The sequence below is a fragment of the Massilia arenae genome (assembly GCF_008014745.1).
Classification (GTDB): Bacteria; Pseudomonadota; Gammaproteobacteria; order Burkholderiales; family Burkholderiaceae_D; genus Telluria; species Telluria arenae.
In genome coordinates this window covers 19822-44845 of record NZ_VPFD01000036.1, presented here as the reverse complement: position 1 = coordinate 44845, position 25024 = coordinate 19822, and the positions used below count along the sequence as shown (strand labels likewise).

21 protein-coding genes are annotated in these 25024 nt (G+C 64.6%); 10 read left to right on the top strand and 11 right to left on the bottom strand.

What is annotated here, in order from left to right; all coding sequences use genetic code 11:
- Positions 1-109: 109 nt before the first annotated feature.
- Positions 110-2746: an AAA family ATPase gene (locus tag FVD38_RS24005; RefSeq protein ID WP_147937108.1), complete on the top strand. Its 2637-nt coding sequence runs from the start codon at positions 110-112 to the stop codon at positions 2744-2746.
- 423 nt (positions 2747-3169) lie between these two features.
- Entirely contained in the window at positions 3170-4351 is a 1182-nt protein-coding gene (gene tssA, locus FVD38_RS24000; protein ID WP_147937107.1) for a type VI secretion system protein TssA, read from the top strand.
- Between the two features lie 37 nt (positions 4352-4388).
- Here the strand turns inward: tssA and FVD38_RS23995 are convergent, their stop codons facing one another.
- The 6 genes from FVD38_RS23995 to FVD38_RS23970 all read right to left on the bottom strand — a co-directional run bounded on the left by FVD38_RS23995 (position 4389) and on the right by FVD38_RS23970 (position 10985).
- On the bottom strand, positions 4389-4880 hold the full coding sequence (locus tag FVD38_RS23995) for an META domain-containing protein (protein ID WP_123070567.1): 492 nt from the start codon (positions 4878-4880) through the stop codon (positions 4389-4391).
- A gap of 154 nt (positions 4881-5034) precedes the next feature.
- Complete coding sequence (locus FVD38_RS23990) at positions 5035-5739, bottom strand: potassium channel family protein (RefSeq protein WP_147937106.1); 705 nt, start codon at positions 5737-5739, stop codon at positions 5035-5037.
- Complete coding sequence (locus FVD38_RS23985; RefSeq protein ID WP_147937105.1) at positions 5732-7060, bottom strand: TrkH family potassium uptake protein; 1329 nt, start codon at positions 7058-7060, stop codon at positions 5732-5734. Before FVD38_RS23985 ends, FVD38_RS23990 begins: the two co-directional genes overlap by 8 nt.
- Before the next feature lie 12 nt (positions 7061-7072).
- The gene (gene nhaA / locus FVD38_RS23980) at positions 7073-8293 is read right to left on the bottom strand and encodes a Na+/H+ antiporter NhaA (RefSeq protein ID WP_147937104.1); all 1221 of its coding nucleotides are present in this window, start codon (positions 8291-8293) and stop codon (positions 7073-7075) included.
- A 304-nt stretch (positions 8294-8597) separates the two neighbouring features.
- Complete coding sequence (locus tag FVD38_RS23975; RefSeq protein ID WP_147937103.1) at positions 8598-10043, bottom strand: carboxylesterase/lipase family protein; 1446 nt, start codon at positions 10041-10043, stop codon at positions 8598-8600.
- A 51-nt stretch (positions 10044-10094) separates the two neighbouring features.
- A complete protein-coding gene (locus tag FVD38_RS23970; RefSeq protein ID WP_147937109.1) occupies positions 10095-10985 on the bottom strand; it encodes a LysR family transcriptional regulator in 891 nt (296 codons plus the stop codon).
- Between the two features lie 296 nt (positions 10986-11281).
- Between FVD38_RS23970 and FVD38_RS23965 the strand changes: the two genes are divergently transcribed.
- The 4 genes from FVD38_RS23965 to FVD38_RS23950 all read left to right on the top strand — a co-directional run bounded on the left by FVD38_RS23965 (position 11282) and on the right by FVD38_RS23950 (position 15443).
- A complete protein-coding gene (locus FVD38_RS23965; RefSeq protein WP_147937102.1) occupies positions 11282-13009 on the top strand; it encodes a diguanylate cyclase domain-containing protein in 1728 nt (575 codons plus the stop codon).
- Positions 13010-13029: 20 nt separating this feature from the next.
- Positions 13030-13761 carry a helix-turn-helix domain-containing protein gene (locus tag FVD38_RS23960; RefSeq protein ID WP_147937101.1) on the top strand — a complete coding sequence of 244 codons (732 nt, stop codon included), beginning with the start codon at positions 13030-13032 and terminating at the stop codon, positions 13759-13761.
- Positions 13762-13943: 182 nt separating this feature from the next.
- A complete protein-coding gene (locus FVD38_RS23955; protein WP_147937100.1) occupies positions 13944-14921 on the top strand; it encodes a porin in 978 nt (325 codons plus the stop codon).
- Positions 14922-15008: 87 nt separating this feature from the next.
- Positions 15009-15443: a hypothetical protein gene (locus FVD38_RS23950; protein WP_147937099.1), complete on the top strand. Its 435-nt coding sequence runs from the start codon at positions 15009-15011 to the stop codon at positions 15441-15443.
- On the opposite strand, the gene FVD38_RS23945 is transcribed toward FVD38_RS23950, so the two are convergent.
- The 3 genes from FVD38_RS23945 to FVD38_RS23935 form a co-directional block, all read right to left on the bottom strand.
- Entirely contained in the window at positions 15405-16424 is a 1020-nt protein-coding gene (locus FVD38_RS23945) for an SDR family oxidoreductase (protein ID WP_147937098.1), read from the bottom strand. The two genes, FVD38_RS23950 and FVD38_RS23945, sit on opposite strands and share 39 nt — an antisense overlap.
- A gap of 227 nt (positions 16425-16651) precedes the next feature.
- Positions 16652-17653: a sulfate ABC transporter substrate-binding protein gene (locus FVD38_RS23940; protein WP_147937097.1), complete on the bottom strand. Its 1002-nt coding sequence runs from the start codon at positions 17651-17653 to the stop codon at positions 16652-16654.
- A gap of 123 nt (positions 17654-17776) precedes the next feature.
- Complete coding sequence (locus FVD38_RS23935) at positions 17777-17989, bottom strand: hypothetical protein (protein WP_123069738.1); 213 nt, start codon at positions 17987-17989, stop codon at positions 17777-17779.
- Between the two features lie 139 nt (positions 17990-18128).
- Between FVD38_RS23935 and FVD38_RS23930 the strand changes: the two genes are divergently transcribed.
- Together FVD38_RS23930 and FVD38_RS23925 are read left to right on the top strand one after the other, a co-directional pair.
- Positions 18129-18878 carry a phosphatase PAP2 family protein gene (locus tag FVD38_RS23930; RefSeq protein WP_147937096.1) on the top strand — a complete coding sequence of 250 codons (750 nt, stop codon included), beginning with the start codon at positions 18129-18131 and terminating at the stop codon, positions 18876-18878.
- Between the two features lie 14 nt (positions 18879-18892).
- A complete protein-coding gene (locus tag FVD38_RS23925; RefSeq protein ID WP_147937095.1) occupies positions 18893-19729 on the top strand; it encodes a metallophosphoesterase family protein in 837 nt (278 codons plus the stop codon).
- 171 nt (positions 19730-19900) lie between these two features.
- Here FVD38_RS23925 and cls read toward each other — a convergent pair whose 3' ends face one another.
- Positions 19901-21289, bottom strand: coding sequence for a cardiolipin synthase (gene cls / locus FVD38_RS23920; RefSeq protein WP_147937094.1), 1389 nt, complete (start codon positions 21287-21289; stop codon positions 19901-19903).
- Positions 21286-23463 (bottom strand): site-specific recombinase, encoded by a 2178-nt coding sequence (locus FVD38_RS23915; protein WP_147937093.1) that lies wholly within the window; start codon positions 23461-23463, stop codon positions 21286-21288. The genes cls and FVD38_RS23915 overlap by 4 nt, the downstream gene beginning before the upstream one ends.
- 258 nt (positions 23464-23721) lie before the next feature.
- On the opposite strand from FVD38_RS23915, the gene FVD38_RS23910 reads away from it, so the two are divergent.
- Positions 23722-24708 carry an extracellular catalytic domain type 2 short-chain-length polyhydroxyalkanoate depolymerase gene (locus FVD38_RS23910; RefSeq protein ID WP_187271691.1) on the top strand — a complete coding sequence of 329 codons (987 nt, stop codon included), beginning with the start codon at positions 23722-23724 and terminating at the stop codon, positions 24706-24708.
- Between the two features lie 34 nt (positions 24709-24742).
- Positions 24743-25018 (top strand): hypothetical protein, encoded by a 276-nt coding sequence (locus FVD38_RS23905; RefSeq protein ID WP_147937091.1) that lies wholly within the window; start codon positions 24743-24745, stop codon positions 25016-25018.
- Positions 25019-25024 lie beyond the last annotated feature (6 nt).

The window sequence follows — 25024 nt, the reverse complement described above, 5'->3', positions numbered from 1 at the left end:
CTGAACCCAACAATCAATTCGCCCAGCATAGCTTTTGCACGGAACAAAGGCCAGCTACGGCGAGGAACATGATCGCACGATACTGAACAGTTAGGAGAAGGGGAAGTCAGTGACGATTCTGCAAGAAATACATATATGGTCTAAGGACCTCGCTGCATGGCAACAAGATGCTATTGCAAGGTTGTATTCCGATCGGACACTTAGTGCAGCCGACTTAGACGACCTCTACGCCTTGGCCAAGGTAGAGGTAGGTATCCCGGACCCACAAGGGCGTGAACACAAAAAGCTCAAGGATGCCCAGGTCGCGCCTCCGGCCGATCCAACTCGAGTGGTTCTGCTGACGGCCATCAAGGAACTCGCCAACGTCAATGCGCTGGCGAAAGGCGCGCGGCTTCCCGTTGCGCGAGCCGGCGTGACAGCCATCTACGGCGAGAACGGCGTCGGCAAATCCGGGTATTCGCGAGTGTTCAAGAAAGCCTGCCGGGCCCGTGACCGGCGTGAGCCGATTTTGCCCAATGCGAATCTGGAGCCAGGGGCGTGTGGACCAGCCGAGGCGACGTTTGAGGCGGAAATCGACGGCACTCCGATTGACCTACCTTGGAAGGATGGCGAGGAGCCACCCCATCCTCTGTCGGACATTGCGATCTTCGATACTCACTGTGCTCGTGCCTATATCGACAACCAAGGCGATTTTGCCTACTCTCCATACGGGCTAGACATCTTGGAGGGACTGGTTGGGGCATGCAACAAGCTTAAGGTTCGGGCCACAGCAGAGAAGGCTGCGAGTGCACCGAGCAACGCTGCCTATATCGTCCTCGCTGGGGAGCAGACCGAGGTCGCTAAGAAACTGCTTGGAATCCCAGCTAAAACAAAGGCCGAAGAAATCGAGACTTTGGCCACTATCAGTGAAGCTGAGTTGGAGCGGCTCGCGCTACTGAACAGGACCTTAGCCGAAGCCGATCCCAAGCAGAAGGCCTTGGCTCTTCGGCAGAAGGCGAGTCGCCTCACCTCGTTAGTCGGACGTATAGCTACTGCGATCGACGTCGTGAGCGAAGGGAAGGTCGCGTCGCTACGGGAGCTAATCGGTAAATCGAATGCCGCCAAGGCCGCGGCGGAACTCGCTGCAACTGAGTTTAAGGCGACACCCGGTCAACTGGCCGGCACCGGCGGTGAGGAGTGGAAGGCACTTTTTCAAGCTGCAAGGGCTTTTGCCGAGATCAGCCACGCGGACCATGAATTCCCCGACCTTCCCGTTAATGCAGCATGCCCCCTTTGTCAGAACGCACTCGGGCATCAGGGGGTTGCACGGCTGCTGCGATTCGACGCTTTCGTCAGAGCGGCAGCAGAGAAGGCGGCGAAGGATGCACGCGATGCCGCTGCCATCCCTTTCAGAGTCGTTCAACAGGCGAGCGTAGATCTGATGTTCCGCGATGACCTGGTCGAGGAAGTGTCCGAACTCAGCCCGGAAGTCGCGGCTGGCTGCACAGCCCTCCAGGTGTCCCTGAGAGTACGCCAACCGGCCGTGCTCCACGCCGCCGCAGGCAAACTCGCCTGGGGTGAGCTCCCCAAACTATCCGACAACCCGCAGCCCGGCCTCGACGAGATTCTCGGGCGCCTGCACGAACAGGCTAAGGCCCTCGATGCCACTGCTGATGAGAAACTCAAGGCGGTCATGGTCTCAGAGCGGATGGAACTCGACGCTCGCCGCAGGCTGGCCGAGGTGAAGGGCGCCGTGTTAGAGGCAATGACCAAGCACGAACTCTGCCGCAAGCTGCAAGCTTGCATCGATGGCATGGAGACGCGGGGAATCTCGAGGAAGTCGACTGAACTTTCACGCACGACGGCCAGCCAAGAGTTAGCTGATGCCCTCAACGCTGAACTCAAGTTCCTCAAGGTCCATCACCTCAACGTTGTGATGAGGGCCGAGTCGCCCGGGGGGAAGACGCAGTTCAAGCTGACGCTGCAGTTGCCAGGCGGCGGCACGCCGACGGCCATATTCAGTGAAGGGGAGCAGCGCGCCCTTGCTATCGCGTCCTTCATGGCGGAGATCCGACTCAGTAAGGGGCGCGGCGGCATTGTGCTCGATGACCCAGTATCGTCGTTAGATCATCGGCGTCGCTGGGAGGTGGCTGAGCGGTTGGTGAAGGAATCGTTGATCCGGCAGGTGATCATCTTCACACACGACATTTACTTCCTCCTCATCTTGGAACAAAAGGCGAAGGAGCTCGGCACGCAGCTGACCAAGAACTACATTCGAAAAACGGCAGACGGCCACGGCGTCCATTCCGAGGACCTGCCCTTTGACGTGCTTGGCACAAAGGACCGCCTGAGTCGCCTGCGGCAGATGCTCGTTGATGTCCGTAAGGCCGCGAAGGATGGCGAAGAAGACCTTCAGCGCCAATTGACGGTGAAGTGCTATGGCCAGCTACGCCTTGCATGGGAGCGCTGCATAGAGGAAGTCCTACTTAACGGAGCCGTGCAACGCTTCGGCGAGGGCGTTTCGACCCAGCGCCTCAAAGGGGTGACGGTCACAGACGACGACTATCGCGAGATCGACGCTGGCATGAGCAAATCTTCGAAGTTCGAGCACGACGCCGCAGCAGCCGTCGGCAGGCTTCCCATACCAGACCCAGACGAACTAAGTGACGACATCGAGCGCTTGGGCAAGTGGCGCGAGACCCTCAATAAGCGAGTGGACGGCATTGCCAAAGGTACGGCGAGTAGGTCAGCCCTCTTTGCTACCTGACTTTTCATTCTAGTCATGATTCAAGGAGCGTACCCTGTAGGAACGGTCGTTCGCGCTGGACGGTCGAACTTCCGCTAAGGGTCTATAACGAACGCCGGTGGACGGTATAATTCCACAGTTACAATTGCGATCAGCCTTAGAAATCAGACTGAACAGCCTTGTGGGCAGCGCGGTGGGTAGCCATAAAATTACATGCCCATTTTCATAGACAAACTACTGCTGACACCGCTTCCGCCAAGCATACTGAACAAGAGCCCCACAAGTTGGGGCTTTTTTCGTCATACACGGCCAATTCCAGCCTACACAGCCAGGAAGCTGCGCCCTCCGCGCAAGTGGCGATAACTTCGAGCGACAAGAAAGACATGGACCAATCCCGTCACGAGCGCAATAATCGTGTCGAGACCATCCATCATTTTCCGCCACATGACCGATATCGACGTTACCCAGCCAGCCTCGCCACTGAGCGCCGAACGCCACACCGAACTGGAGTCGCTCCTCCACCCAATCAGGGACGACCTGCCCACCGGACCGCCGATCCGCTTCGACCCCATTTTCGACGTATTACGCGAGGCGCGCCGGGAAGACGATCCGAGTCTGCCGATGGGCGCGTGGGACAAGCCTCGGAGGCGCGCCGATTGGGCCAGAGTCGAGGAGGGCTGCAAGGCGGTATTGAAGAGACACGCCAAGGATCTGCAGATCGCCGCCTGGCTCACCGAAGCCTGGACGCACCGGCATGGTTTCGAAGGGCTCGTGCGCGGTCTGCTGCTGGTAGAGGGCCTGCTCGTGCGTTTCTGGGAGACCGTGCATCCGCAGGTGGACGAGGATGGCGACCCCGGATATCGCGTGGCGCCGCTCGAGTGGATGAACAGTTCGTTGGCGACGACGATCAGGATGCAGGTTCCAGTGCTGGGCCAATCCGGCGAGCCGCTCGGGCAATTCAGCCTGGCGGACTGGGAACGCATGTCGAGCGACGCGTCGTCGCCGGCTGCGCAAGAGAGGGCGCGCAGGGCGGCGGACGAAAGCGGCCAGCCGCTGCAGGCGCGTGCCGACGTCATCGACCATGCCAGGGCTCGTCGGGGCGCGGACGCCGAGCGCAGCCTTCAGCAGGTTCGCCATTGCGTGGCAGCCGCGCTGTCGATCGTCAGTGTGACCCAAGCGCGCCTGGGTGAGGATGCGCCGGATATGTCGAGGCTGTGCGATACACTGCGCGCGGTCGAGCGTGTATTGCTGCAACTTGGGGCCACTGGCGACGCCGGCGCCGTCCCTCGTGATGCGGCGCAGGCGCAACTCGGCGCGGTCGTGGGCAAGATCCTGCACGAGCAAGCTATGCCTGACGATGCTGCCCCGACGAGCTACACATCGACCGGCGAAGCCTCGCCGCCGGATGTGTCGGAACTACTCGGCCGGCGCATCGACGCCATCTGCAAGGCGGCGGGTATCCATGCGCCAGGTAATGCCGAGCGCCTGATGGCGATGCAGATCGGACTGCTGCACGATCAGAATACGATCCTGCAAGGCGCCACGAGGGAAGCGGCAGATACCGCTTGCGCAGAGTTTACCGCGCTCGTTGGCGCCGTTCTGTCCAGCAAGGTGACGACCCGCTAGATCGGCGCCGTCCGCTGATGGAAGGAAGCTGGCACGTTCACCGGGTGGCCGGTGTGGTCGTCTCCGGTTTCCAGACATAGATGCCCCCATCGGCCATCAGGCTCAAGGACAGCATCCCGCCCTGCATCATGTATGAGCGAACATACGCCATATCCCTGGCGATGCGGCTGTCGAGCGACCCTGGCGGGCACATCGCCCGCGTCATCGCCAGGTTGCTGAACGTAAGTGTGCCCCGGCCCGGCTCGCTGGTCCCCATGGTGTATGACGTCGAGCCCCGATTGCAGTCGAGCTGGAACGCGGCGCGGCCGTCCGGGGCCAGCTGCATGGTATAGACCCGGTCCGGCGCCGGCCGCGTGGTGCCCGTGGCGTCGTCCATCGACTGGATTTCGTGCAGGCGCCAGGTCGTGCCGGTCAAGGCGATGGCCTGGGTGTCCCGTGCGGCGGGGTTGGTCGATGGCGCCGTGCCGGTGCTGCAGGCGGCGCACAGGACGGTTGCGAGTGCGACGGCAATACTCGATGGTTTCGACATGGTTGGTTTCCTCACGCGTGCACGGGACCGTCCCGGTGGTTTTCTTGGGGATGTGTATTTTTATCATCATCCCATGCGAGCGTCCACCACAGGTGCACAGTTGAGCCATCCGATCATCGGTGCACGACGCCCCCCGGGCTCTGCGCCAGCTTGTCTACGTCGCCTTGCGCTTCTTGCCCCCGGCCGCGAACATCTCGATCTTCTTGGTCGGCCCCGACACGATCAACAGGTCGGCCGAGCGGATCGTCGTTTCCGGCAGCGCATGCTGGAAATCCTCGTTGGCGCGCTTGACGCCCACCACCGTCACGCCGAAGCGGGTGCGCACGTGGGCTTCGGCCAGCGTCCGGTTGTGGGTCTCGGCTGGCGCATTGATCTTGGCAATCGCAAACCCGTCCTCGAACTCGATGAAGTCCATCATGCGCCCGGTGATCAGGTGCGCCACGCGCGCGCCCATGTCGGCCTCGGGATAGATCACGTGGTGGGCGCCGATGCGCTGCGCGATCTGGCCGTGCTCCGGCGTCATCGCCTTGACCCAGATGTCCTTGATGCCCAGTTCGGTCAAGACCATCAGGGTCATCAGGCTGGCCGCGAGGTCCGAGCCGATGCCGACGATCGCGTGCGAGAAGTCGGCCACGCCCAGCTGCAGCATCACGTTCTCGTTGGTCGAGTCGGCCTGCACGGCGTGGGTCAGGCGATCGCCCCAGACCTGCACCAGGTCCTCGCGCGTGTCGATGCCCATCACGTCGTGGCCCAGGCGCATCAGCGACTGCGCCACCGCGCCACCAAAACGTCCGAGGCCGATGACGACCACGCTGTCGCCGGCGGAAAACGCGAACTGCTCTGTGAAAATTCTACCCAACAATTGGATGCTCCTCAGGATAACGGTAAGGCATGCGCCGCTCGCCCAGCACCAGCGAGGTCGCGAAGGTGATCGTGCCGACCCGGCCCACGAACATGAGCAGGGCCAGCACCAGCTGGCCCGAAGGCGGCAGGTCGGCGGTGATGCCGGTCGACAGGCCGGCGCTGCCGAAGGCGGCGATCACCTCGAAGATGACCTGGTCGGTCGGGAAATGCGAGATCCGCAGCAGGGCTACGGTGCCGAAGGCGACGACGACGCTGCCCAGCACCAGCACCGTGATTGCCTGGCGCTGGGCGGACGAGCCGACCCGGCGTCCGAAGGCCTCGGTATCGGTGTGGCCCTTCGCCTCGGCAATCACCAGCAGCACCAGCACCGCCACGGTGCCTACCTTGACCCCGCCCGCGGTGCCCGCGCTGCCGCCGCCGATGAACATCAAAAAATAATGCAGGGCCCAGGTCTCGCGGGTCAGCCCCGCCACGTCCACCGTGTTGAAGCCCGAGGTGCGGGCGGCCGCCGACATGAACATCCCGTTCATGAGCTTGTCGAACAGGCCGAAGGCGCCGAGGGTCTGCGGATTCTTCCATTCGAACAAGAGGATGGCGACGTAGCCAAGGAGCAGCAGGATCAGGGTGCCGGACAGGGTCAGCTTGGTGTGCAGCGACCAGTGGCGCGGATCCCGAAACCGGTGGCGCAGGTCGTGCAGCACCGGAAAGCCCACGCCGCCGATGATGGCGGCCAGCATCACCGGCACCAGGATGCCGGCGTCGCCCGCGTAGCGGATCATGCTGTCGGGGTGGATCGAGAAGCCGGCGTTGTTGAAGGCCGATACCGCATGGAACAGCCCGACCCAGCCGGCCTCGCGCCAGGCGAGGCCATAGTCCGATTGCAGCCTGAGCGTCAGGATCGCCGCGATCGCCAGCTGGAACAGCACCGACACCACCAGCACCACCCGCGCCACGCTCGAGATGTCGCCCATGCCGATCGAGCGCGTTTCGGTCTGGGTCATCAGGCGCGTGCGCAGCTTGGGCGAGCGGTTCACCATCAGGCCGAGGAGGGTGGCGGCGGTCATCATGCCCAGGCCGCCCAGCTGGAACAGCACCATGATCGTCGACTGGCCGAAACCGGACCAGTAGGTGCCGGTATCGACCAGGACCAGCCCGGTCACGCACACCGCCGACACCGACGTGAAGAAGGCGACCATCAGCGGCGCCCCGGCGCCGTCGGCGCGCGCCAGCGGCAGCATCAGCATGGCGGTCCCCGCGAGGATCGCCAGCAGGAAGCCCAGGGCGACCGCGCGCGCGGGGTGGATGACCTTGTTCATCGACTGCTCGGCTTATCTCGCAGGGGTGGATGGATCTTCGTCGAAATCCATGGTATCGAGATCGCGGTCGGATGCGAGCGGCGCGCCCATGAGCTTGAGCCAGACGAAGCCGATCGTGCCTGCAATCACCGAAGCGGCCAGGATCGACATCTTCGAGGCGTTGATGATATCCGCATGCCCCACGAACGCAAGGTTCGTGATGAAGATCGACATCGTGAAGCCGATGCCGCCCAGCATTCCGGCGCCCAGCACGTGGCGCCAGGCCAGGTCGAGCGGCAGGCGGCATACGCCGATCGCGACCGCCGCAAAGCTGAACAGCAGGATGCCGACCGGCTTGCCGAGCACCAGGCCGACCAGGATGCCGAGGCTGTTGAGCGAGGCCAGCTCGCCGGCCCAGTCGGCGCCGATCACGATGCCGGTATTGGCCAGCGCGAAGATCGGCAGGATCAGGAAGGCCACCGGCTTGTGCAGCGCGTGTTCCAGGCGGTGCGATGGAGAATTGGCATCGTCTTCCAGCGCCGAATAGGGAATGGTGAAGGCCAGCAGCACGCCGGCGATGGTGGCGTGCACGCCCGACTTGAGCATCAGGAACCACATCAGCGCCCCGCCCAGCAGATAGGGCCACAGGGCCAGCACGCGCAGGTACTTGTTCATCACGCGCAGCGCCACGAAGACCGCGAGGGCGCCCGCCAGGTAAGCCACCGACAGCTGGGCTGTATAGAACACGGCGATGACGATGATGGCGCCCAGGTCGTCCATCACGGCCAGTGCGGTCAGGAACACCTTGAGCGAGGCCGGCACTCGGTTGCCCAGCAGCGCCAGCACGCCCAGGGCGAAGGCGATGTCGGTGGCCATCGGGATGCCGACGCCGGGCTGGGTCGGCGTGCCGCCGTTGAGGGCGAAGTGGATCCCGGCCGGCACCACGATGCCGCCGGCCGCCGCCAGGATCGGCAGCATGGCGTTGCGCAGGTCGGACAATTCGCCGTTGTACATCTCGCGCTTGAGTTCGAGGCCGACGAGCAGGAAGAACACCGCCATCAGCAAGTCGTTGATCCACAGTTCGACGGTGAGGCCGCCGAGCGGGATGTGCCAGAAGCCCAGGTAGGAAGGGCCCCACGCCGAATTGGCGATGGACAGGGAAACCAGGGTGCACAGGATCAGGATGGCGCCACCGGCCTTGCCCGATGCAATGAATTCTTGGAATGTATGGGAGAGTCGTCGTTCTATGCGCATAAATGTTTTCCAGCCGCGACGGCGCATGCGCCGTCCGGTATGTCTCATGAATTGGCAGCCGACGGTCCGGCATGGCCGGGAATGGGCCAGCGGGGGGCGGATGAAAGCGGGAAGCGGGGCGGCCAAGAGGTGGCCGGAATGATGCAACGATACTGGGTGAGTGTCATGGTAGACGTGCGTAGCCGAACCGCGTGGCGGCCCGACCAGCGCAAATCCTGTCATACCTGAGCGGTATGATCACCCAAGCAATATTATAGACGATGCGCGATGCCCGCGGCGCCCCAGTGGTGCGCCGCAGGTCGGGTCAACGGCGGGATGCTGCAGCGGAGTCGATCTCGGCGCCCCACGGATCCTTCTGCGCCACCGGCTTGCCCTCCGCCGCGAAATCCATCAGATGGTCGCCGGAGCGCGCATAGCGCGGCCAAGCCGGCAAGCCCGCCCCATTCGGATCGCCGCGCTTGGCGAAGCTCACCATATACGTGCTCATCGCCTTGCCCACGGCGATGTCCTTGGCCGTCGCCTGCTCGCCGTACTTGACCGCCACCGTATCGAAGAAGAAGGGGATGTCGGTCGCATGGCCGGCGCCGGCGCCTGGCTTGGCGACGGAATCGGCCACGTACGAGAAGCGGTAGGCGTACACCGGCACGCCGTGGTCGGCCAGCGTCGCCGCCAGGCTGCGCGCGCCCGCGACCATATAGCCGGTCTTGCCGCCGATGTCGGCGCTGGTGGCGCCGATCATCACCGGCACCTTGTGCATGCGGCCGGCGCCGAAGGCGGCGCCCGAGTCGATCGCCAGCCTGCCATCGGCGAACGGCCCGTGATAGGTCGGCATGCCCTGCATCCTGAAGTTGGCCAGGTTCATCCCGTCGACGACGCTGTCGGCCGGCAGCGCGCGCAGTTTGTCGAGCGCCTTCGGATCGTCGGCGGCGATGCCCTTGGCGACCGCGAAGTTCACGCCGATTTTTTCGGCGCCGGCCAGCGGCGTCGGCGCCGTGCCGCCATCGCCGCCCGACATCACGACGGCCTTGGCGAACAGCCCGCGGCTGGCTGGCGACGTGAGCAGGAAATTGACCGACATGCCGCCAGCCGATTCGCCGCTGATGGTGACGTTGGCCGGATCGCCGCCGAAGTTCGCCACATTGCGCTTGACCCATTCCAGCGCCGCGACCTGGTCCATGAAACCGTAGTTGCCGAGCGCGGCTTCCTGGCCGACCTTCTGGCCGACCTTCTGGCCGGCTTCCTGCGTCAGTTGCGGATGGGCGAAGAAGCCGAAGCGGCCAATGCGGTAATTGAAGCTGACCACCACCACGCCCTGTTTCGCCAGCTCGGCGCCGGAATAGGTCGGCGGCGACGAGCCGCCGTTGACGAAGCCGCCGCCATAGATCCAGACCAGCACCGGGAGCTTGCCTTTGGCGTTGGCCGGCTTCCAGACGTTCAGGTACAGGCAGTCTTCATCGGGCTTGGTACCGAGCGGCGCGGCGTCGCTGGGGAAGGGCAGTTGCATGCAGTCCGCGGCGTAGCTGGTGGCCTGGCGCACTTCGTCCCAGGACTGGACGGAGTGCGGCGCGCGCCAGCGCAGCGCGCCCACCGGCGGGGCGGCAAAGGGGATGCCCTTCCAGCTGGCGATGCCGGCGTCGACCTTTCCCTCCACCTTGCCGCTGTCGATCGTCACCACCGGGCCCGCGAGCGATATGGGGGCGGCGATGGCCAGGGCGGCGGCGAGCAGGGGGCGGAAGGGGGAACGCGGCATCGGGGTCTCCTGATTGAATATGTAAGCGTGCCTTCATGGTAACCGAATCGCTCAGCCGAAGCCGGCGAACGCATCCTTGAGGAAGTCGACGAATACCCGCACCCGCGGCGACAACTGGCGGCTCTGCGGATACAGCACATACACGGGCAGGGCCGGCGGCGCGAGCTCAGGCAGCAAGACCTCGAGTTCGCCCCCGGCCAGCTCGCGTTCGACGCGGTAGCGCGGCACCTGCACCAGCCCCAGGCCGGCAAGCGCGCCGGCCGTATACATATCGGCGCCGGTCACCGAGACCGGGCCTGGCAGGGTCAGCTGGCGCAGCGCACCGTCGACCAGGAATCCGAGCGGATACGGCTTGCCGGTCGCCGAGGAGATGAAATTCACGGCCTGGTGCTGCCGCAAGCCGTCGATCGTGGCGGGCCGGCCATGGCGCTCCAGGTAGGCGGGGCTGGCGCACGTTACTTGCGCGATCTGCGCGATTTGCTGGGCCACCATCGACGAGTCCTGCAGATTACCGACGCGCAGCACGCAGTCGATGCCTTCGCGCACCAGGTCGACCAGCCGGTCCCCTTCGCCGATCTGCAGTTCGATGCCCGGATAGCGCGCCAGGAAGGCCGGCAGGCGCGGCGCCACGACCCGGCGCGCCAGCGTGGCTTGCAGGTTCACACGCAGCAAGCCGGTCGGCGCTGCGCGGGTGAATACGCTTTCCATTTCACCGAGGTCGGCCAGCAGGCGCACGCAGCGCTCGTAATACGCTTCGCCATCGAGCGTCGGCGCGACCACCCGCGTGGTGCGGTCCAGCAGGCGCGTTGCGAGCCGCGCTTCCAGGCGCTTGATCGCGTTCGTCACGGTCGCGCGTGGCAGCGACAGCTCGTCGGCCGCGAGCGTGAAACTGCGCCGCTCCACGATGCGCGTAAAGATCTGCATCTCCTGGAAGCGGTCCATATGGGTGGTCATCGATACCGTCCTTGTGGCAGTCGGCAAAAACGAATAGTGACATGGTCGAGTGTCTTATTCCCCATATCCGATTTTTCCGAAAATGCCTGTTCTAGAATGGAGAGAAATGAATACAATTTTTTGCTAAAAGAAATGCTACAGCGACTTCAGCTTGCGTTAAAGTGTTGCGTTCTATCCAAAATCCTCAGCGTTTAATAAATTTCCCTAGTGCATTGTTTTCAGGATGAACTCACCCCTGGTTTCAGCGCTATGATGACGGGTTATTAAGTTTACGCGAATCTCCTATGCAAGGTCTGCTCTGCAAATTCCGCCTGTCCACCCTAATGACCTTGGCAGTGTGCATCACCGTGGCACTGACCGTGGCCTTGCAATTGGCGGTGGTGAACCATTTCGCCGTCCGCCAGGCGAATGCGGAAGCCCAGTTGCGCCTGCAGCAATTGTCGTGGCAGATGCGCGACGCGCTCAATCGGGTCGTGGAGCAGGCCGTCGGCGATGCCCGCCTGCTGGCCGCCTTGCCGTCGGTGCGCCAGGCACGCAATCCAGAAGTGGCGCGCGTCACGCTCGAGAGCCTGCAGCAGACCTTCCCTGACTACGCCTGGATCGGCATGGCCGACAACTCGGGCAAGGTGGTCGCCTCGACCATGGGGCTATTGGAGGGGAACGACGTCAGCATGCGTCCCTGGTTCCAGGTCGGCCGCGATGGCGTGCGCGCCACCGACTACCATCCGGCGCTGCTGCTGGAAAAGCTGATGCCGCAAAGGCCTGACCCCTGGCGCTTCGTCGACGTCTCGACGCCCGTGTTCAGCCAGGAGGGCGAGCTGTTCGCCGTGCTGGGCGTGCATCTGAGCTGGGAATGGGCTCGCCGCCAGGCGCAGATGATGCTCACGCCGGCGCTGCGCGAGTATGGCGCCGAGATCCTGGTCGTGCGCGCCGATGGCACCGTCCTGCTCGGGCCGCAGGAGCTGGTCGAGCAGAAGATCGATACCGCCAGCCTGCGCCGCGCCAATACGGGCGACACCGGCGCGCTGCGCGAAGCGTGGCCGGGCGGGCGCACCTATCTCACCGGATTCAGCCAGACCGGCCACGCCGGCAATCCCGCGACGCTGCGGTGGTCGGTGCTGGTGCGGCAGGATGAAGAAAAAGCCCTGCAGGGCGCCAGCGAGCTGAAGCGCCGCATGCTGGCCTGGAGCACTTTACTGGGCCTGCTGCTGGTGCTGGCCGCGGCGCTGCTGGCGCGCCGCCTGGCGCAGCCGATGGCCCAGCTGGGCCAGGCGATCGAAAGGGTGACCGAGGCCACGGCGAGCGGGAAAGACTTGCCGCCGATCCCGCAGATCAGCGGTTTTCATGAAGCGAACATGCTGTCGGGCACGATGCGCGACCTGGTCAGCAGCGAAGCGCAGTACCGGCGCGCGCTGCAGGAGATGAACGAGCATCTCGAAACGGCGGTGGCCGAACGCACCGCCGAGCTCAATGCGTTGCTGCTGCACGATGTGCTGACCGGCTTGCCGAATCGCCGTGCGCTGATGGAGGCCTTGCCCGAGACAATGGCCCGCGCCTCGCGCAGCACGATGCCGGCGGCGCTGCTGTTCATCGACATGGACGGCTTCAAGGCGGTCAACGACACCCACGGCCACGAGGAGGGCGACGAGCTGCTGCGCCAGTTCGGCGCGCGCCTGGCCGCGGCTGTGCGCAAGACCGACCTGGTGGCGCGGCTGGCCGGCGACGAATTCGTGGTGGTGCTCGAGATGCTGGCCAGCCCGGGCGACGCCGAAGATACCGCGCGCAAGCTGCTCGCCTGCATCCGCGAACCCTACACCTTGCGCACCACCGACGTCACGGTGGGCGCCAGCATCGGCGTGGCGCTGTTCGCGCCCGCCGACAAGCCCGACCTGGATGCCTGGCTGGCACGCGCCGACCATGCGATGTACGCCGCCAAGCGCGGCGGCAAGAACGCCGTCAGGCTGGCCGCGGTGCCGGTCTGGCATGCGGCGGTGACCGGTACCGTTTCCTGATCGTTCCTCGAGTTCCCATCATGACCCAAATCAGCCAGATCATCGCCACCCTCAAGCGCCAGCTGAAGCTGCAAGGCTTGACCTACCGCGACGTCGCCATCGCGCTCGACCTGTCCGAGCCCAGCATCAAGCGCCTGTTTGCCAGCGAGCAATTCACGCTCGAGCGCATCGTGGAAATCTGCAGCCTGCTCGGCTTTACCCTGGCCGAGATCGCGCAGGAAACCCAGAACGGCCAGCGCCGCCTGCGTACCCTGAGCGCTGAGCAGGAGAGTGAACTGGTGCAGGACGACAAGCTGCTGCTGGTGGCGGTGTGCGCGCTGAACCATTGGCGCATGCTCGATATGCTCAATGTCTACCGGCTGAGCGAGGCCGAGTGCCTGCAATACCTGTTGCGCCTGGACCGCCTGCAACTGATCACGCTCTTGCCCGGCAACCGCATCCGGGTCAATGTGGCGCGCGACTTCGACTGGCTGGCCGACGGCCCGATCCGGCGCCACTTCAATGGCCAGGGCATGCCCGAGTTCGTCGCCGGCGACTTCGACGGCAGCGGCGAGACGCTCGACTTCGCGCACGGGATGCTCACCGACAGCGCGCGCGCCAAGCTGCAGCACGAATTGCGCCTGATGCGCGCTCGCTTCGCCCAGTTGCACGAGGAAAGCCTGGCGGCGCCGCTGGCGCAGCGGCGCGGCAGCGGCCTGCTGCTGGCGCTGCGCGAATGGGAGCCGGCCGCCTTCGCCGCGTTGCGGCGTTGAAGGCGACATTTCTGGAAATCTCGTAAAGATTGCACCGGTTCACCATTCGGTGTACGGTGGACATCAATGCCCTAATCGTGCGTCGGATCAAGGGCGAGCCGAAACTCTCGGTTATGTGAGGTATTAGACAGATCAGGTTGCCATAACAGGCGGATAGTAGGTGTCAGGGAGAGAATGACGCCATGAGAATGTCCATCGTCGTATTGGCCGTGCTCGGAGGGAGCGCGGCGTGCGCTTCGGCGCAGAACGAACCGGCCCGTCCGCATGCGGAGGTTGCCGGCGCCGGGGCGATCCAGGAAGCCGTTTGCGGGGCCGACTGCCTGGCCGAGCTGCAGCTGGCCGCGCGCGCCGAGACGGTGCCGGCCGAGTCGTCCATCTTCACGCGCGAGGCCGAAGCGGAGATTCCGCTTTCGTCCGAGCGCGAGTGGCGCAGCACCGTCACCGCCGGACGCCAGTACAACGTCGACTACACGGCCTTGAACGACGTCGGCGATCCCTTCCAGGGCGGTCTGGCGGCGCAGTCGGCTCCGCGCGGGATGCGTGCCGACGACAGCGAGGGCTTCGAGGGCCGCTTCGCCGGCGTCAGCGCCGGCGCCAAGTGGCGCAAGGGCGACGTCGACGGCTCGCCGTCGGGACGCGCCTGGGGCATGACGGTCGGCGTCAACCTGGGGCCGCTCAATATCCGCGCCGCCCACCAGAACCGCAACGTGGCCAAGGTCACCCGCTACAACGAGGTCGACATCACGATGGCGGCCCGCAATTCCATCGTCGCCGCCAATATGCGCTTCGACTGGGGCACGGCCTATACCGCCTACAGCGCCAACCGCGGCTGGGGCAATTCGCCGCTGTTCAATCCCGATAATCCCTATGGCGCCAGCGTCGCCGCCACGCGCTCGACCGACAGCCGCGACGTGCTGATGGGGGTGGCGGTGCCGGTATCGCGCCAGACCACGCTGCTGGCGTCCTACGTGCGCCGCAACGACCGCGATCCGGCCAACGACGATGCGCGCCAGCTCGCTGTCGGCGCCACCTATGCGATGTCGCGCCGGATGGATTTCTATGCCGCCTACTCGCGCGTCCAGCACTTGGCCGGCGCCCACCTGGGCGTCAAGCCGGGCAATGGTTCCTCGCTCAACGTGGGCATGCGGCGCGCGTTCTGAGTTTCGGCGTGCCGCCCTGCGCTGCGACACCGGGCGGCGAAATTCAGTACTCTGTCTCCATGGTTCATCAACACTTATGGAGGCAATATGACTGGCACCAGCACACTTGATCCGGACAACTTCCCGGAACGCCCAGACCGCAACCTCGGCAAGGGCCACGGCATCGACGCGCTCGGCCCGAGCGATATCTCGGACACCGGCAGCGACGTCGTCGGCGGCCCCGGTTTTGCGGCCAATCTCGATCCCGAACAGATGCTCGACTTCGATGAAGGCACGACGTCCGACCTCGAAGCGAGCCACGCCGGCGACACCGCCGGGCCGGACGTCGGCGACGCCGATTTCTCGGGCGACAGCGACGTGGGCGGCACCGGCGAACGCGCTGCGGCCGGCCGCGACGCCGTGTCCAGGGACGGCGCCGACATCGACACCGACCGCATCGAGTCCATCCCCGATCTGCCGCTGACCGAGGAGGACACCGAGTTCTTAACGAGCCGTCCGCCGACTGAGGGCGAAGGCCGCTAGCAGGGCGCCGCCGCCCAGCAGGGCGGTGGTGATCTGCTTCGAGCGCAGCTGGGCCGTGGTGTACGGGCTGCGCTCATGGGTCTGGTAGATGCCCTGGCGCTCGCGCAGCTCGCGCGTGTGGTCGGGCTTGTGCAGCGCGTCGCGCCGGCCCGGATCGGCCGGCGCGTCCGACTTCTGGCCCTTGAACATGGTCGCCGTCACGTATTTGTCGAAGGCGCGCGGCAGGAAGCGGGCGCCCGACGAATTCATCTTGGCCGCGCCGCCGACGAACACGTCGCGCTTCGGATGCTGGGCCGCATACAGGATGGCGTCGGCCACCAGTTCCGGCGCGTACACCGGCGACGGCAGCTTCGGTTCCTTGTCCATGTAATTCTTGGCGTGCACCGCGAACATGGTGTCGATTCCCGACGGCTTGACCAGGGTGACCGACATCGGCGCGCCTTCCTTTTCCAGCTCCATGCGCAGCGAATCGGTGAAGCCTTTCACCGCGTGCTTGGACGCCGCGTACATGCCCTGCAGCGGGATGCCGTGGTCGGACAGTTCGCTGCCCAGGTTGATCAGGGCGCCGCCGCCGCGCAGCTTCATGCGCTTGACCGCTTCCAGCGAGCCGTTCACGACGCCCCAGAAATTGGTCTGGAACAGGCGGTGATGGTCTTCGGGCGAGATGTCCTCGATGCGGCCGAAGATCGAGATGCCGGCGTTGTTGACCCAGGTGTCGATGCGGCCGAATTCGCGGATGGCGGCGTCGCCGATGCGCTCGACGTCCTCGATCTTGCCGACATCGGCGGTGACGGCGATGACGTCGGTGCCGCGCGCGCGCAGCTCGGTAACCAGCTCCTCCAGCGCAGCGTCGGCGCGCGCCGCCAGCACCAGGCTGGCGCCGCGCTCGGCGGCCATGCGCGCGGTCGACAGGCCGATGCCGCTGGTGGCGCCGGTGATGACCATGACTTGCTCGTTGATCTTGCGGAGTTTGACTGACATTGGTGATCCTTTCCGTGTTCGGGTCATGCGGGGAAGGACCGCCGCGTTCGCGACAGCGATGCGCGGCAGGCCACGGGTTAGTGAATTGTTCACTTCGTGACCGAGTTTGCTATTTCAAGGGATTTCTTGGCGCGCGGGTGAAGCGATGCGCCATCCGCCGAAAAAAAACGCCGCCCCACCAGCGGCGTGAACGGCGTCCAGGAGACAGGGATGATGCGGTGTAGGGCTTACTTCTTGGTGTAGATCTGGTCGAAGATGCCGCCGTCGGCGAAGTGGTTCTTCTGGGCCGCGGTCCAGCCACCCAGCTCATTGATCTGGAACAGCTTGATCTGCGGGAACTGCGACGCATACTTCTTGGCGAACTTGTCGACCGCCGGGCGATAGTAGTTCTTGGCGATGATGTCCTGGCCTTCGTCACTGTACAGGTATTCGAGGTAGGCCTGGGCCACCTTGCGGGTGCCTTTCTTGTCGACGTTCTTGTCGACCACGGCGACAGGCGGCTCGGCCAGGATGCTTAGCGACGGCGCGACGATCTCGAATTTATCCGGGCCGAGTTCGCGCAGCGCCAGCAGCGCCTCGTTTTCCCAGGCCAGCAGCACGTCGCCGATGCCGCGCTCGACGAAGGTGGTGGTAGAACCGCGCGCGCCCGAATCGAGCACCGGCACGTTCTTGTACAGGGCGCCCAGGAATTCGGCCGCCTTCTGCGGATTGCCGCCCGGCTGGCGCAGCGCGTAGCCATAGGCCGCGAGGTGGTTCCAGCGCGCGCCGCCCGAGGTCTTCGGATTCGGCGTGATCACCGAGACGCCCGGCTTGACCAGGTCGTTCCAGTCCTTGATCTTCTTCGGATTGCCCTTGCGCACCAGGAACACGATGGTCGAGGTGTATGGCGCGCTATGGTATTGCAGCTTTTTTTCCCAGCCCGGATTGATCAGGCCCTTGTCGCGGATGGCGTCGATGTCGTAGGCCAGCGCCAGGGTGACGACGTCGGCCTGCAGGCCGTCGATCACCGACCGCGCCTGCTTGCCCGAACCGCCGTGCGATTGCTTCACGGTGACGTTGTCGCCGGTTTTTGCTTTCCAGTGCTTGGCGAAGGCCGCGTCAAACTCGTGGTACAGCTCGCGGGTCGGGTCGTACGACACGTTGAGCAGGTTGACGTCGGCGGCAAACGCCGAGGTCTGCACCAGCAGGGTCAGTGCTGCCAGCGAACGGATGAAGGTTTTGCGAAGCATTTATTATCTTTCTGGAGGGTGGGAAACCGTAGCGTACGGTCTCGGCCCATAGAAAGAAAAGGAATAAATTCAAGCATCCATATGAATTTTTCCAACGTAGATCAGCTTGCGCATCGCCTCCGATCAGTGTGCCTTGGACAGAATGAGCAGCCAGCGGCGAAACAGCAGGATCTCGACGTGGCCGGCCTCGACGCCGGTATCGCATTCGATGACCGGGTTGACCGCATAGAAGCGCTTGCGGAAATCACGGGTGATGAGGATTTCGCGGCGGCCAATGCGCGCCAGGAAGGGGACAGGTGCGTGTTCCAGGCCGAAGGAGCTGTTCAGAGTCGTCATGTTCGTTTCCTTGAATCGTAGTGGTTGTGCAGTGAGGAAAGAATAGCACAACTACTGTACAAATACACAGCTACTGTTCGGATATACAGTAAATTTTTGCGTGTGTGGTTTTTTCGCCAAGTCAGTCATAATCAATATCATGAGCAATGTCCTGCCCCGTCTTCAGCGTTTTGCCGCCGCCCGCTTCTCGCCGGAAGGCGAGTATGGCCTCCATCTCACCGTCGGGATCGCCTTCCTGCTGCTGGCGATGGCGGGCTTTGCCCGGCTGGCCGGCGCCGTCGTCGCCGGCGCCCCGATCACCCAGCTCGACATGGTGGTGGCCAACTGGCTGCACGCGCACGCGAGCCAGGGCGGCCTGCTGCGCGATGCGCTGCTGGTGCTGACCCATATCCACAGCACGCCCGGCGTGCTGGCGATCGCCTTCGGCGTCGGCATCTGGATGGTCCGGCGTGGGCAGCGCTACTGGGTCGTGGCGCTGGTCTCGAGCGTGCCGGGCGGGATGCTGCTCAATGTGGCGCTCAAGCATACCTTCGAGCGCGCGCGTCCCCATTTCGAGGAACCCATCCTCACCCTCACCACGTATAGTTTCCCGAGCGGGCACACGATGGCCGCCACCGTGCTGTACGGCCTGCTGGCCTGCTACTTCGCGCGTCACGCCAGGTCCTGGATCGGGCGCCTGCTGCCCTTCGTGCTGGCGGCGCTGATGATCGGGCTGATCGCGTTCTCGCGCATGTACCTCGGCGCACACTACCTGACCGACATCCTGGCCGCGCTGGCCGAGGGCTGCGGCTGGCTGGCGATCTGCATCGGCGGCGCCGCCACCCTCAACCGGCGCCAGGCCGCGCGCGCGCGGCGCGCCTCTGGCCGGGCGCCGCAGCAAGAAATATAAAAGGAGATTCCCGCATGCGCACCCTCGTTCACCTGTCCGACCTGCATTTCGGCCGCGTCGACCAGGCGCTGCTCGGCCCCTTGCGCGAACTGGTCGAGCGCATCGCGGCCGATGTGGTCGTGATCTCGGGCGACCTGACCCAGCGCGCGAAGGTCGAGGAATTCGAAGAGGCGCGCGCCTTCCTCGATTCGCTGCCCGGCCCGCAGATCATCGTGCCCGGCAACCACGACATCTCGCTCTATAACGTGTTACGCCGTTTCATGCGGCCGCTGGCGCGCTACAAGCGCTTTATCACCGACGATCTCGAGCCCGTGTTCATCGACGACGAGATCGCCGTGGTGGGCGTCAACACCGCGCGTTCGCTGACCATCAAGGACGGCCGCATCAGCCACGAGCAGGTGGCGGGGCTGCGCCAGCGCCTGGCCGGCCTGGGACCGGAGGTGACGCGCATCGTCGTCACCCATCACCCCTTCGATTTGCCGGAACACTTCGAAAAGCGCGACCTCGTGGTGCGCGCGCCGTTGGCGATGGAGGTGTTCGCCGAGACCAATGTCGACATCCTGATGGCCGGCCACATGCATGCCAGCCACGCCGGCAGCACGGCGGCGCGCTACCAGATCGACGAATACGCGGCGCTCGTGGTCCAGGCCGGCACCGCCACCTCCACCCGCGGGCGCGGCGAGGTCAATTCCTTCAATGTGGTGCGGGTCGAGCCGCAGCGGGTCGAGATCGACCGCTATGGCTGGGACGTGGTGGGCGGCAGGTTTGCGCTGGTCACGACCGAGAAGTTCGTGCGCGCCGGGAGTATCTGGTCGCCGCACAGCGACGGGATGCTGGCGGCCGGCCTTTGAGACGGCCAGCAGCGCGCGCACGTCGTTCCCGCGAAGGCGGGAACCTAAGGTTGCATGCGTTGCCACTACTGTTTAATAGCGTGGCGGCTTAAAGGGCTTGGGTTCCCGCCAAGGCGCCCGGCGAGGGCGGAAACGACGTGCATGCGGTGGTGATCGATGCGGGGTCCCGCATCAGATCCAGTACTCCGTCAACCTCGACATCATCTCGCGCAACCGATCGCCCCACGGGCGACGTTTCCAGTCGGCCAGCTTGATCTCTTTCGAGTGGCGCAAGTCTTCCCTGAACGCCGCTTCCATATCGCGCCCGAAGTGCGGATCGAGTACCACCACATTGACCTCGTAGTTGTGGATGAAGCTGCGGCGGTCGATATTCGCCGAGCCGATCGACGACCACATGCCGTCGATCACCGTGGTCTTGGCGTGCAGCACCGCCACCTGCAGCTGGAAGATGCGCACGCCGCCTTCCAGCAGCTCGTGGTAGAACGACTCGCCCGCATACTTGATGAAGTCGTGGTCCGACACGCCCGGCAGCACCAGCTGCACGTCGACCCCGCGCTTCGACGCCGCGACCAGGCCGTCGACGATCTGCTGGTCCGGCACGAAGTAGGCGGCCGTCAGGTGGATCGATTTCTTCGCCTCGCTGATCGCCAGCACCAGCGATTTATAGATTTCCGAATCGCGGTCGGGCGAGGTCGCCAGCACCCGCACCACTTTCTCGCCCACCGGGGCGAGCTTGGGGAAGTACTCGATCGCGGGCAGCTCGCCCGCGTCCTGGTGCACCCAGTTGTCGATGAAGGCCCATTGCAGGGCGCCGACGGCCGGTCCCTCGATCTTGATGTGGGTGTCGCGCCAGCCCACGTCTTCTTCGTTGACCTTGCCGGCGCGCTTGTTCGAGCGGAACAGCGAGCTGTTGGCATAGGTGCTGCTGATGTTGATGCCGCCGGTGAAGGCGACCTTGCCGTCGACGATCATGATCTTGCGGTGGTCGCGGTTGTTCAGCGCCCACTTGCCCGGCCGCTTGGTCGGGTTCACCGGATTGAACACCAGCACGTTAATGCCGGCCTGCTGCAGGCGCTCGAAGAACTCCTTCGGTGTGGACAGGGTGCCGACGCCGTCGACGATGATGTTGACGGTCACGCCCTCGGCGCGCTTCTGTATCAGGATCTCGGCGAACTGGGTGCCGATCTCGTCGTGGTCGAAGATATAGGTCTCGAGGTTGATCGAGGTTTTGGCATTCTTCGCCGCCTCCATCATGGCGCGCATCGTGGCCGGACCGTCGAACAGCAGCGAGACCTGGTTGCCGGCGATCAGCGGCACGCCGGTCGCCTGCTCTTCGAGCACCGCCAGTTGCTTGAGGTCGGGCGAGGCGCGCGCCCAGCGCCGCTTGAGCAGCGCCGCCGCCTGTCCGTCCTTCATCTCGCCGCGTTGGGTGGCGACGGTGGGCACGGCCTTGTCGGGCGCTCCGGCGATGGTGCTGCGGTCGGGCAGGGCCTTGCATGAGGCGACCACGCAGACGAAACCGATGAAGCCGAACCAGGCGGCGAAGCGCTTCTTGTTCATTTTGTTCCCCTCGAGGAGACGGTATCGGGCGGCGGCAACTGGCGATGCCGCGGGCCCAGGAAGAATTCGACCGGCGAATAGGCGAAGCGCCGGCCCAGTGCCTGCACCAGCAGGATCCAGCGCTTGAAGACGATCTTGCGGGCGCGCAGCGCCACCCACAGCGCCAGGCCGAAGCTCACCAGCAGGTTGACGGTGCCGATCATCAGCACGCCGGCGGTGGCATTGGCGATCTGGGCCCAGCTCATGCCGTAGTCCAGCGCCACCAGCGCGGTGGCGAAGTTGGCGGCCGAGAAGGTGATGTGACGGATGTCGATCGGCAGGCCGAGCAGGAAGCCGATGGTGCCGGTGGTGCCGAGCAGGATGCCGAAGAAGAAGTTACCCATCAGGCCGCCGAGATTGTCCTCGACATAGCGGCCCAGGCGCGCCGTGCGCTCGGCGCCCAGCAGGCGGCGCAGGCCGCGGATCTGCTGCACCCGCTGGCCCATGCGCGTGTACAGCGCCTTGTTGTCGTAGTAGCCCGAGATCAGGCCGGCCACGAACAGCCAGACGCCGGCCACGGCGGCGTAGAACAGGGCCGGGCTGTGCAGCGGGTCGATGTCGTTGAGCAGGTGCAGCGCCTTGATCGGGTCGACCAGGTGGTGGCCGGTGTACCAGCGCACGCCCTCGGCGATCGCCCAGGCCACGGGGAAGGCCACCAGCACGTTGCCGAGCACTGCCACCATCTGGGTGCGGAACACTTTATTGACCAGTTCGGCCAGCTTGTCGACGTCGATGCCGCGTCCGGTGGCCGAGCGGTGCAGCGAGGCCGCGATGCGCTGGGCCGTCATGGCCGGCTGCTTGGTGGCGACCGTGAAGTGCAGCATGTGGATCAGCACGAAGCCGAGCGAGTAGTTCATGCTGAACAGGAAGGCCTCGACCAGCGGCGGCGTCCTCAGGTAACCCAGCAGAATCTTGAACAGCGCCATGAAGCCGACGATGAAGCCGGCGCCGGACGAGGACCACAGCATCTTGCGCAAGTCCTTGCGGTCTTCGGCGATGTAGTGCTCGCCGGTGCGGCTGGCGTTCTCGGTGACGTTGCGCGCCAGCAGGTGCACATTGTCGCGCACCAGGCCGCTGACCTGGTACTTGGTGTTATGGGCCTCGATCAATTCTTCGGCCAGCGAGATCGCGGCGTGCTGGCGCGGGGTGAGCAGCGGGGAATCGGGCAGTGCCAGCTGGCCCGGCTTGTCGGCTTGCGGCGCCACTGGCGGCAGCACCTCGCCGTCGATGACCAGCTCGTCCATGACTTCATGGGCCGAGGCGGGGGCGGGCGAGGGAGTCGAACCCTTTTCGTCTGTCACATCGACCAGGAACAGCAGCTTTTGCAGGCGGTCGATGCTTTGCTGCACCGCCACCAGCAGGTAAGTCAGGGCGATGCTGGTGCCGTTCGACAGCGCCAGGCGCCGGATCTTGAGCACCACGTCCTCGCATTGGTCGAGCATCACCAGCAGGTGGCGCGCGTCGTCGGGACGCTCGCGCTCGCCGGCGAGATAGCGCGCGTATTCGTCGAGGTAGCGGTTGGCCTCGATGTTCTGCATCAGGAAGGGCGAATCGAAATTTTCGATCTGGCTGTAGCTGTGCACCAGGCGCGGCTCGAGGCCGAGCGCGCAGATGCGGCAGGACAGGGTGCGGATCGCGTCCAGCAGGCCCTTGAGCGTGACCACGCGCGCGCGGCCGGGCGCGCTGTCGTCCATCGGCGGGGCATTGGCGATCACGTCGAACAGCTGCATCCAGTCGCCGTCGGGGACCGCGCGGATCCATTCGTAGTCGTCCTCGCGATACAGCACCTGGTCGAGCGCGTCCGATAAATACAGGTTGTCGAGCGCGGGCGGCAGGAAGCGGTAGGTGATGCGGCTCTTGAGCTCGGTGACGAAGCCGTCGTTCGACAAAATCCCGATATCGCTGTAAAGACTGGTGTGCCGCCGCTTCTCGAGCAGGGTCGTGATGTAGCGGTGCAGCGCCCAGGCCTGGGCTGGATTTCCCTTCAGGAGCTGGGTCAGCGTGCGCACCGCCTGGGCTGGATCGTCCCCGTCCTGCCACACCCAGCGCTGGCGCGGGCGCAGGTGGCAGACCAACTCGACCAGCAGGTCGATGTCGTCGCTGTAGGGATCGATCCGTTCGAGAGTAGCAAGCATGAAAACAATTTCTACTGGAAAGCCGTAGTGTACGCGACGAGGCCGGTAAATATGGTGTGGCAACGAACAGTAAGTCGGTGGATGACGCCGCCGTCAGTTGCATATTTGCCAGTGCCGAAAAAATAGTGCTTGCACCCGAATGTATTTCCTTGGAGCATGTATTCATTCCATGGCGCGCCGCCATCAACGCAAGGAGAACACGTGAAACGGATGATCTTGTCGACGCTGTTGACCTGGACCGCGCTTGCGGGTGCCGCCATGGCCGAGAACAGGCCCCTGCCGTCCCTGGGCGCCGATCTGGCCCAGACCTCGGTGTCCGGCCTGGGCGCCGGCGGATTCATGGCGGCCCAGCTCGCGGTCGCGTATTCGAGCCGGATCGTGGGTGTCGGCGTCATCGGCGGTGGCCCGTTCTACTGCGCCGGCACCTATCAGAGCGGCAGTTTGATCGAGGTTGCGCAGACTACCTGCATGATGCCGTTCTCCAGGGCGGTCGGCGCCAATGGCGGCGTCTCTTACCAGAATGCAATGCGGTTCGCCGTGGATGGTCGTATCGATTCCACGGGGAACCTGCAGCGACAGCGCATCTACGCGGCCACCGGCGGCCTTGACGATACGGTCAAGTCCATGGTGGTCGAGGAGGTGGCGGAGTTCTATCGGCTGGCGGGTGCGCCCGCAGCCAACATCCGGTATGTCTTCAGTCGGGAGGCCGGCCATGGGATCAGCACCGACAACCCGGACGATCCGCCGTGCGGGACGACCGGGATGCCCTACATGAACAACTGCGGTTTCGTGCAGGCGCACGACGTGCTGCGGCACCTGTATCCGGAACGAACGGGCGCGGTCGACGGCAGCGCCCGTGGCATGCTGATCCGCTTCGACCAGAGCGAATTCCTGAACAACCCGCGCAGCAGCATGGATGACGAGGCATACGTCTACGTGCCGGACGCCTGCCGCGATGGCGGTTGCGCCGTGCACGTCGCCTTCCACGGTTGCCGCCAGGGTGCGCACGAGGTCGGCAGCCGCTTCTATCGGGGCGCAGGCTATAACGGCTTCGCCGACGCCAACCGCCTGATCGTGCTGTATCCGCAGGTACACAACTCCAGAGGTATACCGTTCAATCCCAGGGGATGCTGGGACTTCTGGGGCTATTCGAACGGTCACCAGCCAGACTGGGCTTTCGCTACCAGACAGGCCCCGCAGATGCAGGCCGTGATGGCCATGATCGAGCGCCTGGGCCGCAAGTGACCGAACTCCACCATGTCGATGAAAGAGGAACATCATGCTGAACAACCCCCTGGAACTCGCGAACTTCCGCTTCATCAAGCGCATCGTGGTCGGCAACGACAATCCGGACCAGATGCGTAGCGAAGCCGAAATCCAGTCGCAGATGGACCTGGTGAACCTCTGCCTGGCCTCGACGCCGCGCGGACGCATCCTCGGCCTCGAGAAGAATGTCAGCGTCCGCGATATCGGCGGCCACGAGGTCATCATGCAATCGCTCGTGTATCACATCGGCTTCGAGCGCAAGCCTTACTTCCTGGATGAGGCGAAGTAGGCGAGG

Coding starts and splice junctions, on each gene's coding strand:
- tssA (WP_147937107.1), top strand. CDS start 3,170: ATGACCGATATCGACGTTACCCAGCCAGCCTCGCCACTGAGCGCCGAA.
- FVD38_RS23995 (WP_123070567.1), bottom strand. CDS start 4,880: ATGTCGAAACCATCGAGTATTGCCGTCGCACTCGCAACCGTCCTGTGC.
- FVD38_RS23985 (WP_147937105.1), bottom strand. CDS start 7,060: ATGAACAAGGTCATCCACCCCGCGCGCGCGGTCGCCCTGGGCTTCCTG.
- nhaA (WP_147937104.1), bottom strand. CDS start 8,293: ATGCGCATAGAACGACGACTCTCCCATACATTCCAAGAATTCATTGCA.
- FVD38_RS23975 (WP_147937103.1), bottom strand. CDS start 10,043: ATGCCGCGTTCCCCCTTCCGCCCCCTGCTCGCCGCCGCCCTGGCCATC.
- FVD38_RS23970 (WP_147937109.1), bottom strand. CDS start 10,985: ATGGACCGCTTCCAGGAGATGCAGATCTTTACGCGCATCGTGGAGCGG.
- FVD38_RS23965 (WP_147937102.1), top strand. CDS start 11,282: ATGCAAGGTCTGCTCTGCAAATTCCGCCTGTCCACCCTAATGACCTTG.
- FVD38_RS23960 (WP_147937101.1), top strand. CDS start 13,030: ATGACCCAAATCAGCCAGATCATCGCCACCCTCAAGCGCCAGCTGAAG.
- FVD38_RS23955 (WP_147937100.1), top strand. CDS start 13,944: ATGAGAATGTCCATCGTCGTATTGGCCGTGCTCGGAGGGAGCGCGGCG.
- FVD38_RS23950 (WP_147937099.1), top strand. CDS start 15,009: ATGACTGGCACCAGCACACTTGATCCGGACAACTTCCCGGAACGCCCA.
- FVD38_RS23945 (WP_147937098.1), bottom strand. CDS start 16,424: ATGTCAGTCAAACTCCGCAAGATCAACGAGCAAGTCATGGTCATCACC.
- FVD38_RS23940 (WP_147937097.1), bottom strand. CDS start 17,653: ATGCTTCGCAAAACCTTCATCCGTTCGCTGGCAGCACTGACCCTGCTG.
- FVD38_RS23935 (WP_123069738.1), bottom strand. CDS start 17,989: ATGACGACTCTGAACAGCTCCTTCGGCCTGGAACACGCACCTGTCCCC.
- FVD38_RS23930 (WP_147937096.1), top strand. CDS start 18,129: ATGAGCAATGTCCTGCCCCGTCTTCAGCGTTTTGCCGCCGCCCGCTTC.
- FVD38_RS23925 (WP_147937095.1), top strand. CDS start 18,893: ATGCGCACCCTCGTTCACCTGTCCGACCTGCATTTCGGCCGCGTCGAC.
- cls (WP_147937094.1), bottom strand. CDS start 21,289: ATGAACAAGAAGCGCTTCGCCGCCTGGTTCGGCTTCATCGGTTTCGTC.
- FVD38_RS23915 (WP_147937093.1), bottom strand. CDS start 23,463: ATGCTTGCTACTCTCGAACGGATCGATCCCTACAGCGACGACATCGAC.
- FVD38_RS23910 (WP_187271691.1), top strand. CDS start 23,722: ATGGCCGAGAACAGGCCCCTGCCGTCCCTGGGCGCCGATCTGGCCCAG.
- FVD38_RS23905 (WP_147937091.1), top strand. CDS start 24,743: ATGCTGAACAACCCCCTGGAACTCGCGAACTTCCGCTTCATCAAGCGC.